Below are 14,782 nucleotides of genomic sequence, written 5' to 3' on the forward strand. Positions count from 1 at the left end.
GGTGACGACCTTCGCCCGCCGCGCCCGCGGCCGGGCCGCCGAACTGCACCCCGAGCTGAGCTTGGTCGCCTACAGCATCTTCGACCTGGTCCTCGAACACGGCGGCTGCCAGGCCACCGACCTGGCCGAGCAATTCCTGCTCGACAAGTCGACCGTCAGCCGACAGGTGAGCGCCCTGGAGAAGCAGGGCTATCTCACCCGCGAGGTCGACCCCGGCAACCGGCGCAACCACCTCCTGCACGCCACCGCCGCGGGCCGCGCGGTCGCCCGCGCCGCCGAACGCCGCCGTCGCGAGGCATTCACCGCCCGCTTCGCCGACTGGACCGACACCGATGTCGCCACCCTGGCCGCGTACCTGACCCGCTACAACCACGGCGACTGACCGGCCCGGACGGGATTCCGGCATCCGCACGGCTATCGAGGACGGCTGTCGCGCGCGTCACCGCCGGGCGCGGTCGGTTCCGCGACCAGGCTCGGGAGTCGGTATAGTCGCCGCGGATGAGTAGTGACACCACCCACCCCGAGCAGCAGCGAAGCCCACGCCCGATCCATCGAGCATGGTGGCTGGTGCCGGTGCTGCTCACGATCGCGGCGCTCGTCTACATCGAGCTTCCCGGCTGGCCGTTCAAGGGCTACTCCGGCGGCTTCATCGACCTGCAGGTCTATCGCCTCGGCATCGAGGCGATGCGCGACGGCGCCGACATGTACGGCCAGCTGCCCAAGACCACGGCCGGGATCGGGCTGCCGTTCATCTATCCGCCCTTCGCCGCCATCGCGCTGGCACCGTTCGCGCTGCTGCCCTGGGGCGCGGCGAAGGTGCTCTATGTGGTCGCCTCGATCGCCGCGGTCGCCTGGACCCTCTATCTGGTCGCGCGCCGCTATCACGCCGACAGCAAGCAGGTCGCGCTGTTCGTGACCGCCTGCGCCCTGCCGGTGGCGATGGTGCTGGAACCGGTGCGCTCGACCATCGATTTCGGTCAGGTCAACCTGCTGCTCATGGTCCTGGTGGCCACCGACTGCCTGCTGCCCAAGACCCGCTATCCGCGCGGCATGCTGGTCGGCCTCGCCGCGGCGATCAAGCTGACCCCGGCCGCGTTCGTCCTCTACTTCCTGGTCCGCAAGGACTACAAGGCCGCCGCCACCGCCGCGGCCACCGGTGCGATCGCCACCATCGCCTCCTTCGCGCTGCTGCCCACCGAGTCCACCCGCTACTGGTTCGGCGGCCTCGGCAATGTCTCGGGCCTGAGCGGCTCGGCCTTCCACACCAACCAGTCCATCCAGGCCGTGCTGGCCCGCCTGCAGATCACCGGGCTGCCCTTCGACGCCCTGTGGCTGTTCTTCGGCGCGCTGCTGCTGGCCCTGGTCGTGCTGGCCATGCGCAAGGCCGCCGACGCGCCCGCGATCGCGTTGTCACTCAACGCCGTGTTCACCCTGCTGCTCTCGCCGATCTCCTGGTCGCACCACTGGGTCTGGATCGCGCCCGCGCTGCTGGCCATGGTCTGCCAGGCCCGCACTCTGCCCGCCGCTAGCGCGCGCGGCTGGTACGCGACCTCGGCCGCGGTGGCCCTGGTCTTCATCGTGGGCCCGCACAATCTGCTCCCCGACGGCGAGCATCGCGAGACCGCCTGGGACTGGTGGCAGCACCTCGTCGGTGACACCTATGTCTGGCTGGCCGTGGCCCTGGTCGTGCTGTTCCTGGTCACCGGCAGGCGCCCGGCCGCCGCCGCGGACACACCCACCCAGGTGGAGGAACCCGCCCGCGCGGGCTGAGCGTTGTCCTGTCCGGCGGCTCGGTTACTCCGCGGTGCTCGCGAGGTGGGTGTTGACGCGGCCGAGGAGGCGGAACAGCTGGGCGCGTTCGTTCTGGTCGAGCGGGGCCATGATCTGTTCGTTGACGCCGTCGAGGAGGCGGTCGAGTTCGGCGAGGCGCGCGTCGCCGAGGTCGGTGATGGTGATGATGTTGCGGCGCCGGTCGGCCGGGTCGGGATCGCGGCGCGCCCATCCGCCCCGCGTGAGATCGTTGAGGACGGCCACGAGGTCGCTGGTGAAGATGTCGGTCCGCTCCGACAGCGCCGCCTGGCTCGCCGGACCGAACTCGGCCAGCGCGGCCAGCACCACGAAGTGATCCTTGCGCGCGCCCACGGTTCGTAGCGTCGCGCGCGACACCCGCGTCATCTGCGCGGCCGTCATCGACGTGAGTCGGGAGAGCTGCTTGCGCAGCAGCGCCGGGGTGTGCTCCCCGTGTTCGAAACGCAGTTCCGCACCGGTCTCCATGGCCAGACCATAGCGCACTTGCGTTAGTGCCACTAACAACCATCGAACTCGACGCCGACACCGCCACCGTCCGCGCCCACGACCTCGCCGTCTACCTCCTCGACGACAAGACCGAGGCCATCGCCGCCGCGATCCACCGCTACCACGCCCGCACCCCCCACGGCTGGCGCTTCGACCACCTCGAGGTCACCCCGGTCGCCCTGACCGAACCCCTAGCCCGAGCCCTCTGATGCCGCTCGCACCAGTCGGCGTCACCAGGTCTTCGGCGCCGCGTCGTCGAAGACCTGGTCGCAGCCCTCACAACCGTGTTCGATTCGCAGAGGTCGGACTCGGACTCGTGCCATGATGGTGAACCCGTGTCGACGCGCTCGCCAGCCATCACGGGCAACGCCGAAGTGTTGGTCGAGGGAGCGAAGTATGTGGGACTTGACGTCGCCGATATTCATCGTGGGCGTCTGCTGTGTGCTGGTTTCGCTGGGCTCCGCCTGGGCTGTGAGGCGTGGAACGCATATTCCCGTATTGTCCAGCAATAGAAATCAATATGCCGTGCTGCTGGTGGGCATATCCCTTATCGTTGCGCCGCAGATCATGCTCCACTTCGGCGAGACGCGTGTCCGCTCCATTGAATTGTTTATGCCCTCGAATGTCGATTGTGATGGATATATTCCTTTTCGGGCGGAGGTGCGCACCGCCGGCGGTAGCGGAGTTGTCATTCTGGACCCGGAAGGTCCGGACTGGACATTTCAGTCGTACACGTTCGGCGTCGGCGGCGCCGGAGCGCACGAGATGCGCGGACGACTGCGGATGCGCTTCGGGGACAACGCGAATGCGCATTATGACACCGCGCTGTACCTGGTTTCGCGAGACCCTGGCGAGGAAGTGCGGTCGAATTCTGAGGTGATCAGGGTGGACTGCTGAGCACTGTGGAGTCATGAATGTGGGATGCGAACTCTCCGGTCACGATCATTGCTGTTTCCTGCATTATCGCAGCAGCGGTCGGTGGCGGAATACAAATATCGGGCCACGAGATGCCGATTATCAACAGCAAGGCCAGGCAGCTGATTCTCGCAGCGATCGGCGTGGTTCTTCTTTTGGCGCCGTATGTTCAGAACAGCTATTTCGGTTCTTTTCGAGTGCTTGCGGCGGAAGTCAGCTGGGACTCGGGATCGATCGTTAGCGGTTGCAATTCCCGACTTCGATTCACAATCAAGATAACGACGCGGAAGACCGGTGTGTTCACATATCGCAGGGTCTACAGCAATGGATTGGTGAAAAGTACGGTCGAGTCCGTGGAGGCGAAATCTGATGGAGTTCAGGTGATAGAGCATTCTTATGACGTCACTGTGGCGCAGGGGGACACCGGATATTTTGCCGTGTTCGTGGAAGTTCTGTCACCGAACGAGAAGGTCTCCGATACTGCCAACATCACGGTGCGTTGCTGAACGCTGTCCGATACCGGATGATTGCCCCGTCGCCGCTGTGGCGACCTTGTCGACGGAAAGGCAACGCCCGTGCTGCGTCTCGTGATCGCGGCGGCGGTTCTGGGTCTGGTCCACCTGCTTCTGCATCGGCGGCTCGTGCGGGCCACCGGCCTGAGCAAGCGCTGGGCGGTGGCCGCGGATGGGGTGCTCGTGGCCGGGTGGATGCTCGCGATCGCCGGAACCCTTGTCGGGGCGGAGATCTCCCCGCACCCCTGGCGGCCGCTGGGCTTCCTCGGCCTCACCTGGCTGGCCGTGGTGTTCTACCTGCTCCTCGGCCTCGCGGTGCTCGGCCTCGTCCTGCTGGTGCTTCGCCTGGTGGGCCGGTTCCGGGGGAGTCCCGGCGAACAGGCCCGGCGGGGATTCCTGCGGATAGCGACCGCCGTCGTGGTGGTGGCGGCGGTGGCGACCACGGCCTACGGGGTCGTCGAGGCCGCGTCGCCGCGGGTGGTGCACGAGACGGTCCGGACATACCCACGGCGGCCAGATGTGGCCGCTGCGCACCATCGTCGAATGGGTCCACGACACCGAGGTCACCGGCCTCGACACCGTTGACGGCACCACCTTGTTCACCACCTACGGCGCAGGCGCCTGGGGCCCACCGGTCCGCGTCGGCGCGCCCCCCGAGATCGCCATCCTCGAACTGGTCCCGGCCCCCGCGAACCGGTGATGCCATCGCGATCGCTGAAATCTGTTGCGGTGCAGGTATTGTGCGAAACGTCCCCGTGCGCGGCGGGGAGATGCGAACCTCGATACGCACACCCGTGGCTCGCCGAAAGGACACCCGATGACTGTCGAGAAGCTGGTCATCCCCGACTCCTGGGTCGACTATCCCAAGGTCCGCACCAGCGACCTCACTCTCCAGCGGCTCATGACCGGGCACGCCAAGGGGATCTCACACGCGACCGGCCACACCGCCGACCGGCTCAGTGTCGTCACCCGGCTGGTCGGCGGCACCTTCAGCGTGAATCGCAAGGGCACCAATGTGCTCGTCAGCGACGACGAGGGCGATGTCATCGAGAAGTGGCCACTCCAGCTCCACGTGAGCGGCCACGACTTCATGCTGACACCGAAGCTCTTGGAGGAGGGCCACCGCCTCAAGCTCACCCTCACGACGCGGGACGGTCAGGCCGTGTCGAGGCCCGCCGGTGCCGCCGCCGCGCCCGGCATCGCCCTGCGCAGCCCACGCAGCGAATCGGACCTCACCCGTTGCATCATGGGCATCGGCTTCTCCACCGGCGCCTTCATCGGCGCGGTGATCGGCGGCATCATCGCGCTCCCCACCCTCGAACTCGCGGGCGTGGTCACCATCCCCGCCGGGCTGTTCATCGGCGGCGCGGCGGGCACCCTCGTCGGCGGCATCATCGCCGAGATCGTCACCTGAGGTCAGTACGGTGTGGGCTGATTCGTCCGGGCCCACACCCGCCCGGTGTCGATCCGGACACCTCCCGTCGTGTCGCCCCGATTACCGGTGCGGGAAACGGTTATGTCCCTGCTGTCGGGCCCTCGCGGCGCACGCTCAACACCAGGGACGGGAACCAGTATGGAGATGCGAAAAGCAGTCGTGACGGCAGGTGCGGTCCTGGCCGTGTTCGGTGCCGCCACCGGCTGTAGTGAGGTGGAGAAGGCTGTCAACAAGGGTGGCGACACCACGTGCAGTGACTACACCGCCCAGGACGCGGAGAAGAAGAACACGACGGTGACGAAGTTCCTCGAGGAGAAGCGCGGCGACGACACGACCCCGGATCAGAACACCGTCGACCTGGCCGTCGCCGCCATCGACCTCATGTGCGGCGCGCAGGCCAACCCCGACACCCCGATCCGGGACGCGGATCTGAGCGGCATCCTGGTGCCGAAGTAGGCGCGACGAACTCAGTGGGTGAGGACGCCGTCGACCTCCGATGCCGTGACGGCGAGGAAGTCGCGGATCGCCGCCCAGCTGCTGGTGCGGGCTTCGGGCCCGGCGATGATGCCCAGATGGCTGCCGTCCACCTCGACGACGGTGACCGAGCTGCCGGTGAGGACCTCGGCCCCCGCGGCGACCGAGGCGGCTGAGGCCAGGCTGTCGCGGCGCCCGCCGATCAGCAGGACCGGTGCCGTGATCGCGGCCAGCTCGATCGCCTGGTCGGCATGGAGATGCACAGTGCCGGTCCACATTTCGTTGCGGAGGATCAGCTGGCGGTACACCTGCCGGTAGAACCGGCCGGGGTAGCCGGGCATCTCGTCCATGAACCGGTCGACGGCCTGCATCCTGGCCAGCGATTCGGGATCGTCCGCGTGCCGCGCGATGAACCACGGTTTGGTCAGCTCCCGCTCCAGCGACTGTGCCCGGAAACCCACGCGCACCGCCTGTTTCGGGATGCCGCCGAGCAGCCGGACCGGTTCGGTGACGATCCGGGTGGGCGCGAGCCTGCCGACGGACCGGGCCAGCGCCATCTGCCCGTTGCGCCGCTGATCGAAGGGCGTGCCCACGGCGGTGAGCGACGCGATCGGCAGCGCCGGGTCGGCCGCGGCGGTCAGCAGGCTGATGGTGCCGCCGAACGACCAGCCGATCACCGCGACCGGGGCGTGCGCGTGCTCGGCGCTGACGCGGCGGATCGCGTCGGGCACGATGTCGTCGACCCACTCCTCGAACCCGAGATCGCGGTCGGCGTACCCGATCTCGCCGTAGTCGATGACATAGACCTCGTGCCCCAGCTCCAGCAGGTATTCGACCAGGCTCTGGCTCGGCCGCAGGTCGTAGCAGGAGATGGTGACGGCCAGCGGTGGCACCAGCAGGATCGGCGCCCCGCTGCCCGGTGTCGCGCGCCGGTAATGCCGCAGCCGCCGATGCGGATAGTGATACACGTCCACCGACGGTGTCGGAGCGGGCTGTTCGATGCCGTCCCCGAACAGCGCCCCGATATTCCGCAGCGCGGCACCCCACCTGGCCATCGTCGTCCTCCGTCACGCCCGAACACTCATTGACTTGGACATAGTGTCTCACTTATCTTTGCGCTGCAAACCGACCGCCTACCGCAGGGACGACGATGCCGACACCGCCGCCGCATGTTTTCGAGCGCTTGCGCCGCCTCGCGGCCATCGACGAACCCGACCAGCGTGCGCACGCGACGCTGACCGAGGTCTTCACGGGAGCCGACCTGGCGCGGATCCCGATCGGCACCGCGGTCGATGTGGAGCGCGCCTTCGCCAGGGCGCGCGCGGCCCAGGTCGAGTGGGCGCGACGACCGGCCACCGACCGCGCGGCGGTCGTGGATCGGTACCGTCGCGCGGTGGTGGCGCAGCGTGCGCTGCTGATGGATATCGCGCAGGCCGAGACCGGAAAATCGCGCCCGGCCGCGCAGGAGGATGTCGTCGCGCTGCTGCTCGGTGCCCGCTACTACGTCAAAGCCGGACCCAAGCTGATCGCGCCGAAGCCGGTCGCGGGGCTGCTGCCGGGGCTGACCAAGACCGTGGTGCGCTACCAGCCCAAGGGTGTCGTCGGGATCATCTCGCCCTGGAACTATCCGATGGCCCTGTCGGTCGGCGACGCGATCCCCGCGCTCATCGCCGGGAACGCGGTCGTCATCAAGCCGGACAGTCAGACGCCGTACTGCACCCTGGCGCTGGCCGAACTGCTGTATGAGGCCGGGCTGCCGCGGGAGGTCCTGGCGGTGGTGCCCGGTCCCGGCTCGGTAGTCGGGACAGCGATCGCGGATACCTGCGACTATCTGATGTTCACCGGGTCCTCGGCGACCGGCCGCACGCTCGCGCGGGCGGCGGGCGCGCGGCTGATCGGGTTCTCCGCCGAACTCGGTGGCAAGAACCCGATGATCGTCACTCGCACCGCGGATCTCGACATCGTCGCGCAGGCCGCCACGCGGGCCTGTTTCGCCAACTCCGGCCAGCTGTGCATCTCGATCGAACGCGTCTACGTCGAGTCCGCCGTCGCCGCGGAGTTCACCGAGAAGTTCGCGGCGGCGACCCGCGCGATGGTCGTCGGCCCCGGCTACGACTGGGGCACCACGATGGGCAGCCTGGCCTCGCCCGGCCGGGTCGACGCGGTCGACGCCCATGTCGCCGACGCGGTCGCCAAGGGGGCCACGGTGGTCGCCGGTGGCCGCCGCAGGCCGGACCTCGGCCCTTCGTTCTACGAGCCCACCGTGCTCACCGGGGTCACCGAGGAGATGACGGTGGCGCGGGAGGAGACGTTCGGGCCGGTGGTGTCGATCTATCCGGTCGCCGACGTGGACGAAGCCGTCACGCGCGCCAACGATTCCGAGTACGGCCTCAATGCCAGTGTCTGGGCGGGCAGCCACGCCGAGGGCGAGGCGATCGGCGCGCGCCTGCGCTGCGGACTGGTCAATGTCGGTGAGGGCTACGGCCCGGCCTCGGGCAGCGTCGAGGCGCCCATGGGCGGGATGCGGGCCTCGGGCCTCGGACGGCGTCACGGCCCGGAGGGCATTCTCAAATACACCGAGGCCCAGACCATCGCCACCCAGCGGGTCCTGACCCTCGACGCGCCGTTCGGCATCCCGGAAGCCTGGTGGCAGAAGGCATTCACCCCGATCGTCGCGGCGATCGGGTTCCTGCCCGGTCGCTGATTCCGCCCTGTCAGGCACCAGATCACGGCCGGTTTCCGCGGCCGTCGAGTGAGGAGTTCTCCATGGCATCCGTCGCCGTTCCGGACCACGGCTCGGCTGGACCGCTCGCCGGTCTTCGCGTGGTCGAGATCGCCAGCCTGGCGCCGGGCCCGTTCGCCTGCATGGTGCTGGCCGACCTCGGCGCCGAGGTGATCCGGGTCGACCGGGTCGGTGACTCGGCCGCGTTGATGGCCCCGTCGGGAGTCCTCGACCGTGGTCGGCGCTCGATCGCGGTCGACCTGAAGTCCCCCGAGGGGCGCGAGGTGGTGTTGCGGCTGGTCGAGACCGCCGACATTCTCGTCGAGGGCTTCCGGCCCGGCGTGGCCGAGCGGATGGGCATCGGCCCCGAAGATTGCGCGGCCCGCAATCCCCGGCTGATCTACGGCCGGATGACCGGCTGGGGTCAGGACGGTCCCCTGGCCGACGCCGCCGGACACGACATCAACTACATCGGCCTGGCAGGCGCGCTGGATCTGCTCGGCCGGGCCGGGCAGCAGCCGACCCCACCGGTGAACCTGCTCGGCGACTTCGGTGGCGGCGGCCTGCTGCTCGTGGTCGGCGTGCTGGCCGCCCTGCAGGAACGGACCCGATCCGGGCAGGGCCAGGTGGTCGACGCGGCCATGGTCGACGGCGCCGCCCTGCTCACGGCCTTCGTGCACGGGATGCACGCCGCCGGTCTGTGGGAGGGCGGGCGCGGGGAGAACCTGCTCGACGGTGGCGGCGCCTACTACGACACCTACGCGTGCGCCGACGGCGGATTCATGGCGGTCGGCGCGGTCGAACCGCATTTCTACGCCGAGCTGCTCGACCGGCTCGGGCTGTCGGAGGCCGACCTGCCCGCCCAGTACGACCTCGATCGCGCCGACGAGCTGCGCGCCGTCTTCGCCGAGGCGTTCGCGACCAGACCCCGCGACGAGTGGGCGGCGCTGTTCGCCGGGTCCGACGCCTGTGTCTCGCCGGTCCTGTCGCCGTGGCAGGCCCACGAGCACCCGCACAACCGGGCTCGGGAGGCGTTCGTCGAGGTCGGCGGGATCCGGCAACCAGCGCCCGCCCCGCGCTTCGGGCGCACCCCCGCCCCGGCACCCCGGCCGGGCAGTGCGACCGGAGCCGATACCTCGGCGGTGCTGGCAGAACTCGGCTACACCGAACAGCAGCTGACCGAGCTGCGCCGCGCCGCGGCGATCGAGTGATGCGCCGACCCCGGCTCGGCGACACCCATCTATATTGGACGTAAGTCCCAGACACTTTTGAGGTTCGCGGCCTTAGATGGAGACAGCCGCCCACCTCGTCAGGAGCGAAGAATGCCGTACGTTGTCACGCAGTCGTGCTGTAGCGACGCGTCGTGTGTGTACGCGTGCCCGGTCAACTGCATCCATCCGACCCCGGATGAGCCGGACTTCCTGACCGCGGAGATGCTGTATGTGGATCCGGCGGCGTGTGTGGATTGTGGCGCGTGTGCCACGGCCTGTCCCGTGGACGCGATCACCTCGTCGAAGAAGTTGAGCGAGGAGCAGAAGCCGTTCATCGAGATCAACGCGGATTTCTATCGGATCCAGCGGGATCGGCCCACTCTGGCTCGTCCGGTGATGCCGCCTGCGATCGATACCCGGCGTGCGGCGTTGCGGGTCGCGGTGGTCGGTTCCGGGCCGTCGGCGATGTATGCCGCTGATGAGTTGTTGACCCAGCCGGGGGTGTCGGTGACGATGTTCGACCGGTTGCCGCAGCCCTACGGTCTGGCCCGGTTGGGCGTGGCGCCGGATCACAAGCGGACTCGTAAGGTCGCGGATCTGTTCGACATCATGTCCGAGCAGGACGATTTCTCGACCTATCTGGATGTGGAGATCGGCAAGCACATCACCCACGCCGAACTGCTCGAGCATTTCCATGGCGTGATCTATGCGGTGGGTGCGTCGGCGGATCGCAAGCTCGGTATCCCTGGTGAGGGTTTGCCGGGCAATGTGTCGGCGACCGATTTCGTGGCTTGGTACAACGGTCATCCCGATCATGCCGAGGATGTGTTCGATCTCGCGCAGAAGCGGGTGGTGATCGTCGGTAACGGCAACGTCGCCCTCGATGTCGCCCGCATCCTCACGGTCGATCCGGCGACGTTGGCGGGGACCGATATCGCGCCGTATGCGTTGCAGGCGTTGCGGGAGAGCAAGGTCGAAGAGGTCGTGATCCTGGGTCGTCGTGGTCCGGCGGAGTCGGCGTTCACGGTGCCGGAGTTCGTCGGCCTGCTGGCGGCTGATATCGATATCGCGATCGATGGTGTGCTGCCGGAGGTGACTGCGGATCTGTCGTACAAGGTGGAGCAGAAGTTGCGTCTGCTGCACAGTGTGGCGCAGCGGCCCTTCGGTGCGCGTCGCCGGATCGTGTTCCGTTACTTGTCTTCGCCGGTGGAGATCGTCGGTGCGGGTGCGGGTGCGGGTGCGGGTGCGGGTGCGGTGACGGGTGTGCGGGTCGAGCGTAATGAGCTGGTCGCTGACGAGTCGGGTCGTACCAGCGCGGTCGCGACCGGTGAGTCCGCGTTGCTCGAGGCCGGTGTGGTGCTGACCTCGGTGGGTTACCGGGGTGTGCCGACGAGGGATCTGCCGTTCGATGACGCGCGCGGGGTGATCCCGAACGCGCAGGGCCGGGTGCTGACCGCCCCCGACGGGGAGGTTGTGACCGGTACGTATGTGACGGGTTGGATCAAGCGTGGTCCGACCGGTTTCATCGGGACGAACAAGTCCTGTGCGCAGGAAACCGTCCAGCAGCTCGCCGAGGACTTCAACTCCAGCCGCCTGCGAGCCCCCCGCCGGGGCGCGAAGGAGTTGGATCGTCTGGTGCGCGCGCGCCGCCCGCAGGCGCGCTTCCCCGCTGGCACGGAACCCCATCGCGGCCGCCTCGCGGGCCTGTTCGCGCGCAGATCAGGCACCGATCCCGCGGTGTAGGGTCCCACTGTGCCGAACCCAGAATCCGCCCCGAGCACCACGACTTCCGACGGTCGATCACAGCGCTGGAACGGGCACAAGGCCGAACGACGCGACCAGATCCTGGTCGCCGCGGTCACGGCGATCCGCCAGGGCGGAGCCGAGGTCGGCGTGAAGGACATCGCCGAGCGGGCCGGCGTCCCCCGGTCGGTGGTGTACCGGCTGTTCGGCGACCGCGACGACCTCGACGAACACGTCCGCATCCGGATCATCTCCGAACTCATGACGCGCCTGACGCCGGTGCTCAGCCCCGAGGGGACGGTCGGCAACGCGGTCACCCGAGCCGTCGAAACCTATCTCGGCTGGATCGTCACCAATCCACACCTGCACCGGTTCCTCGCCGCCGGATCGAAACGCGCGGCAACCAGTTCGACCTCGGTCTCGGAAGCCCGCACCGCTGTCGCGGAACAGGTTTCGCGCCTGTTCGCGAGCAGCATCGAACGCCACGGGGGAGCGGCCGACATCGCCGAACCCTTGGCCTTCGGTCTCGTCGGCATGGTGGACAACTCGGTCAACCGCTGGCTCGGTCGCGGCATGCAGCCACTGACGGCCGACGAACTGTCGCGCGTCCTCCAGCGCTGGATCGTGCACACCATCGTCGTCGCCATGGCCGATGTCGGCGTCGACGTGAAGGAACAGACTCCGGTCATCGACCTGTTCGGACCTGCCCCGAAGTAACCGAGACTACCTTGTGCCGGGGTGGCGGCCGAGGGGAGTGACGGTGGTGATCGTCGCGGCGGCGGCGATGGCGGCGGCGGTGATCAGGGCCGTGGCCGGCCACCCGAACCATTCGGCGGACGCGGCACCGAAGGCGGTCCCGAGGCTGCCGCCCACGAAGTAGACCAGCATGTACGCGCTGTTGAAGCGGGCGGGCGCGGCGGGGTCGATCGCCAGGACGGTGCTCTGGTTGGCCACCTGGGCGGCGAACAGCCCCGCGTCGAAGACCGCCAGGCATACCAGCGTGACGAACGTGCTCGCCAGGCCGAAACCCAGGACGACCGCGGCGCCCCCGGCCAGGACGAGACCGGCCAGGATCACCCGCCGCGCACCGTCGCGATCGGTTCGCGCGCCCGCGAACCGCGTGGCCAGGACACCGGAGAGACCCGCCAGCGCGTACAAGCCGATCCGCTCGGCCGAATAGGAGTATGGCGGCTCCGACAGCGCCACCGCGATGCCCGCCCAGACCGCGCAGAACGCGAAGAACCACAGGAAGCCGCGGAGCGCGGCGATGCGCAGGGTCGCGTGGTGGCGGAACAGGCCGGGCAGGGAACGCAAGGTCGCGAAATAGCCGCGTTCGGTGTGACCGGGCGCCGCGGGCAGCATCAGCGGGCAGCACACCGCGAGCAGGCCGCAGGCCGCCGCGAACACGAGCAGCATTCCGCGCCAGCCGAATTCGTCGGCCAGCCATCCACCCACGATCCGGCCCGCGAGAATGCCGACGGAGATCCCCGCCGTCACCGTCCCCAGCACCGTCGCCCGCCGCCGCTGCGGCGCCAACCGCCCGGCGACCGAACTCAATCCGGCCCCGACCGCCGAACACGCCCCGACCACCCCGACCACCATGCCCAGCACGGCGACGGTGCCGACGGCGGCACCGGCCGCGAGCACACCCGCGAGGACCGCGAACTGCGCGGCGAGGACACGCCGAGGAGAGAAGCGGTCGACCAGCGGCACAAGAAGACCGAGCCCGACCATGTAGCCCACGGGCCCGCACGCGAGCGCGAGCCCGACGGCGGTCAGCGGCGTCCCCAACGACACCGCCACATCGGCGATCGCGGGTTGCAGCGGATAGATGGTCGATGTCCCGACGGCCGCCGCGACCGCCATGAACAGGATGACAGGACCGCGGAGCCGATCCCCGACAGGCGCTTCGGCACTCGTTTCGATTCGCACGCGATCGACGGTAGGGACGCGCGCCCCGGGTGACCGGCGGAAATCCGCCGTGACCGTGGCTCAGGTGGCGAGCGGTCTGGTTCAGGCGCGCTGTGGCCGCACCTCCGTCGGCGACCTACCGAACCATCGCCCATCCAGACCCGGCCGGTGGCCGAGCCGTCGACAACGACGGTCAGCGGACTACTGGCGGACTACCTGCACGCGCAGCGGGAAACGATCATGGACGGGCAGGTCGCTGCCCGCCACGATGATCCGGAACGCCGTCGATGCTGCGATGCACGATCTGCGGAAATCGGTGCGTCGCACGCGCTACTACCTGGAGTCGGTGCGCGCGTCGGACCCGTCCCGAAGTGACCAGGCCGCGGCGGGTCTGGCGGCCCTGCAGGATCTGCTCGGCGAGCACCAGGACGCCGCGGTGGCCAAGCACCACCTGATCCAGCTGACCAGGGAAGCCGAGAACGCGGGCGAGTCCACCTTCACCTACGGGCTCCTGGTGCACCGCGAAATCGACTGCGCGTCCCCACCTCCGGCGCCTCCGCAAGGTCGAACTCGTCGCGCTGCACGCGTTCAGCGATTCCAGCGCACTGGACCTTCCCGCGTTCGGATGGGAAGTCGGCCGCCGCTCGGCCGAAGCCGACCTGGCCGAATCGCTCGCCGGGTACGCCGAACGCTATCCCGATGTGAAACCCCGACCATCGTGGTCCGGGCCTAGCCCGGCGCCACCGGGAACCAACGGCGAGGTGCGGTCTGGGACAGTGAAGTATCCGAGCTGGACCCGACCGGTACCCGAACGGAGCGCGGCATGATGCGAGCGTGGCGAGTGACCCGACCCGGTCCCGTCGGGTCTGCGGATCCGCTGCGGTTCGGCACGGAACCGATTCCGGTTCCCGGTCCCGGCGAACTGCTGGTGCGGGTCCTGTCCTGCGGTGTCTGCCGCACAGATCTGCACGTGGTCGGAGGCGACCTGCCGGTCCACCGTGACGGCGTGACACCCGGACACGAAGTGGTTGCCGAGGTGATCACCGTGCCGGACGAGTGCACCGCCGTCGCGATCGGCGACCGGGTCGGCATCCCATGGCTGCGCTACACCTGCGGGGAGTGCCGGTACTGCCTGCGCGGGGCGGAGAACCTGTGCCCGCGCTCGCGCTACACCGGGTGGGACGCCGACGGCGGATATGCCGAATTCGCGACTGTCCCTGTCGACTTCGCCCTGCCGCTCCCGTCCGGGTACAGCGATGAGGATCTGGCCCCGCTGCTGTGCGCCGGGGTCATCGGCTACCACGCGCTGCTGCGGGCGGAGCTACCCGACAACGGCGTCCTCGGGATCTACGGCTTCGGCGGCAGCGCCCATCTCACCGCCCAGATCGCCCTCGCGCGCGGCGCCCGCGTCCACGTGATGACCCGCGACGCGGCAGCCAGAGACCTCGCCATGGAACTCGGCGCCGACTCGGCACAGGGCGCCGCCGACCCCGCCCCGGAACCTCTGGACCACGCCGACCACGCCCTGCGCGACCTGTCCCTCGGCCGATTCGACGGCGCCGCC

Annotated in this window: 16 protein-coding genes and 1 pseudogene; 14 read left to right on the forward strand and 3 right to left on the reverse strand. The window is 68.9% G+C overall.

Annotation, left to right across the window (positions count from 1 at the left end; translation table 11 throughout):
• Position 1 precedes the first annotated feature (1 nt).
• The gene (locus WA675_RS17615; protein ID WP_336085659.1) at positions 2–382 is read left to right on the forward strand and encodes a MarR family winged helix-turn-helix transcriptional regulator; all 381 of its coding nucleotides are present in this window, start codon (positions 2–4) and stop codon (positions 380–382) included.
• 116 nt (positions 383–498) lie between these two features.
• Entirely contained in the window at positions 499–1,770 is a 1,272-nt protein-coding gene (locus WA675_RS17620) for a glycosyltransferase 87 family protein (protein ID WP_336085660.1), read from the forward strand.
• A gap of 24 nt (positions 1,771–1,794) precedes the next feature.
• Here the strand turns inward: WA675_RS17620 and WA675_RS17625 are convergent, their stop codons facing one another.
• On the reverse strand, positions 1,795–2,274 hold the full coding sequence (locus WA675_RS17625; protein WP_336085661.1) for a MarR family winged helix-turn-helix transcriptional regulator: 480 nt from the start codon (positions 2,272–2,274) through the stop codon (positions 1,795–1,797).
• Positions 2,275–2,300: 26 nt separating this feature from the next.
• Between WA675_RS17625 and WA675_RS17630 the strand changes: the two genes are divergently transcribed.
• The 6 genes from WA675_RS17630 to WA675_RS17655 all read left to right on the forward strand — a co-directional run bounded on the left by WA675_RS17630 (position 2,301) and on the right by WA675_RS17655 (position 5,613).
• Positions 2,301–2,504 carry a nuclear transport factor 2 family protein gene (locus tag WA675_RS17630; protein ID WP_336085662.1) on the forward strand — a complete coding sequence of 68 codons (204 nt, stop codon included), beginning with the start codon at positions 2,301–2,303 and terminating at the stop codon, positions 2,502–2,504.
• 187 nt (positions 2,505–2,691) lie between these two features.
• Positions 2,692–3,192 carry a hypothetical protein gene (locus WA675_RS17635; RefSeq protein ID WP_336085663.1) on the forward strand — a complete coding sequence of 167 codons (501 nt, stop codon included), beginning with the start codon at positions 2,692–2,694 and terminating at the stop codon, positions 3,190–3,192.
• Between the two features lie 17 nt (positions 3,193–3,209).
• Positions 3,210–3,716: a hypothetical protein gene (locus WA675_RS17640; RefSeq protein ID WP_336085664.1), complete on the forward strand. Its 507-nt coding sequence runs from the start codon at positions 3,210–3,212 to the stop codon at positions 3,714–3,716.
• A 69-nt stretch (positions 3,717–3,785) separates the two neighbouring features.
• Positions 3,786–4,307: a hypothetical protein gene (locus tag WA675_RS17645; RefSeq protein WP_442945649.1), complete on the forward strand. Its 522-nt coding sequence runs from the start codon at positions 3,786–3,788 to the stop codon at positions 4,305–4,307.
• A gap of 232 nt (positions 4,308–4,539) precedes the next feature.
• On the forward strand, positions 4,540–5,136 hold the full coding sequence (locus tag WA675_RS17650) for a hypothetical protein (protein ID WP_336085666.1): 597 nt from the start codon (positions 4,540–4,542) through the stop codon (positions 5,134–5,136).
• A gap of 165 nt (positions 5,137–5,301) precedes the next feature.
• Positions 5,302–5,613 (forward strand): hypothetical protein, encoded by a 312-nt coding sequence (locus WA675_RS17655; RefSeq protein WP_336085668.1) that lies wholly within the window; start codon positions 5,302–5,304, stop codon positions 5,611–5,613.
• 11 nt (positions 5,614–5,624) lie between these two features.
• Here the strand turns inward: WA675_RS17655 and WA675_RS17660 are convergent, their stop codons facing one another.
• Positions 5,625–6,686, reverse strand: a complete 1,062-nt coding sequence (locus WA675_RS17660) for an alpha/beta fold hydrolase (RefSeq protein ID WP_336085670.1) — start codon at positions 6,684–6,686, stop codon at positions 5,625–5,627.
• Positions 6,687–6,781: 95 nt separating this feature from the next.
• On the opposite strand from WA675_RS17660, the gene WA675_RS17665 reads away from it, so the two are divergent.
• From WA675_RS17665 to WA675_RS17680, 4 genes are all read left to right on the forward strand, one after another.
• Positions 6,782–8,335, forward strand: coding sequence for a succinic semialdehyde dehydrogenase (locus WA675_RS17665; RefSeq protein WP_336085671.1), 1,554 nt, complete (start codon positions 6,782–6,784; stop codon positions 8,333–8,335).
• A 62-nt stretch (positions 8,336–8,397) separates the two neighbouring features.
• The gene (locus WA675_RS17670) at positions 8,398–9,564 is read left to right on the forward strand and encodes a CaiB/BaiF CoA transferase family protein (protein WP_336085672.1); all 1,167 of its coding nucleotides are present in this window, start codon (positions 8,398–8,400) and stop codon (positions 9,562–9,564) included.
• A gap of 111 nt (positions 9,565–9,675) precedes the next feature.
• Positions 9,676–11,307 (forward strand): FAD-dependent oxidoreductase, encoded by a 1,632-nt coding sequence (locus WA675_RS17675; protein WP_336085698.1) that lies wholly within the window; start codon positions 9,676–9,678, stop codon positions 11,305–11,307.
• A 9-nt stretch (positions 11,308–11,316) separates the two neighbouring features.
• On the forward strand, positions 11,317–12,024 hold the full coding sequence (locus WA675_RS17680; protein ID WP_336085673.1) for a TetR/AcrR family transcriptional regulator: 708 nt from the start codon (positions 11,317–11,319) through the stop codon (positions 12,022–12,024).
• Positions 12,025–12,030: 6 nt separating this feature from the next.
• On the opposite strand, the gene WA675_RS17685 is transcribed toward WA675_RS17680, so the two are convergent.
• Positions 12,031–13,173: an MFS transporter gene (locus WA675_RS17685; protein ID WP_336085674.1), complete on the reverse strand. Its 1,143-nt coding sequence runs from the start codon at positions 13,171–13,173 to the stop codon at positions 12,031–12,033.
• Between the two features lie 7 nt (positions 13,174–13,180).
• Here WA675_RS17685 and WA675_RS27405 point away from each other — a divergent pair, with 7 nt between their 5' ends.
• A complete protein-coding gene (locus WA675_RS27405; protein WP_442945653.1) occupies positions 13,181–13,951 on the forward strand; it encodes a CHAD domain-containing protein in 771 nt (256 codons plus the stop codon).
• Positions 13,952–14,044: 93 nt separating this feature from the next.
• Positions 14,045–14,734 (forward strand): annotated as a pseudogene (locus tag WA675_RS17690) (zinc-binding alcohol dehydrogenase family protein); the annotation flags it as partial.
• Positions 14,735–14,782 lie beyond the last annotated feature (48 nt).

The organism is Nocardia sp. SSK8 (genome assembly GCF_037034205.1).
In the GTDB taxonomy this organism is placed as follows: domain Bacteria; phylum Actinomycetota; class Actinomycetes; order Mycobacteriales; family Mycobacteriaceae; genus Nocardia.

Bases quoted from the DNA above. Each gene is read 5' to 3' on its own strand.
- WA675_RS17640 (WP_336085664.1), top strand. From the start codon at position 3,210: ATGTGGGATGCGAACTCTCCGGTCACGATCATTGCTGTTTCCTGCATT.
- WA675_RS17665 (WP_336085671.1), top strand. From the start codon at position 6,782: ATGCCGACACCGCCGCCGCATGTTTTCGAGCGCTTGCGCCGCCTCGCG.
- WA675_RS17650 (WP_336085666.1), top strand. From the start codon at position 4,540: ATGACTGTCGAGAAGCTGGTCATCCCCGACTCCTGGGTCGACTATCCC.
- WA675_RS17675 (WP_336085698.1), top strand. From the start codon at position 9,676: ATGCCGTACGTTGTCACGCAGTCGTGCTGTAGCGACGCGTCGTGTGTG.
- WA675_RS17670 (WP_336085672.1), top strand. From the start codon at position 8,398: ATGGCATCCGTCGCCGTTCCGGACCACGGCTCGGCTGGACCGCTCGCC.
- WA675_RS17685 (WP_336085674.1), bottom strand. From the start codon at position 13,173: ATGGCGGTCGCGGCGGCCGTCGGGACATCGACCATCTATCCGCTGCAA.
- WA675_RS17660 (WP_336085670.1), bottom strand. From the start codon at position 6,686: ATGGCCAGGTGGGGTGCCGCGCTGCGGAATATCGGGGCGCTGTTCGGG.
- WA675_RS17635 (WP_336085663.1), top strand. From the start codon at position 2,692: ATGTGGGACTTGACGTCGCCGATATTCATCGTGGGCGTCTGCTGTGTG.
- WA675_RS17620 (WP_336085660.1), top strand. From the start codon at position 499: ATGAGTAGTGACACCACCCACCCCGAGCAGCAGCGAAGCCCACGCCCG.
- WA675_RS17625 (WP_336085661.1), bottom strand. From the start codon at position 2,274: ATGGAGACCGGTGCGGAACTGCGTTTCGAACACGGGGAGCACACCCCG.
- WA675_RS27405 (WP_442945653.1), top strand. From the start codon at position 13,181: ATGACAGGACCGCGGAGCCGATCCCCGACAGGCGCTTCGGCACTCGTT.
- WA675_RS17655 (WP_336085668.1), top strand. From the start codon at position 5,302: ATGCGAAAAGCAGTCGTGACGGCAGGTGCGGTCCTGGCCGTGTTCGGT.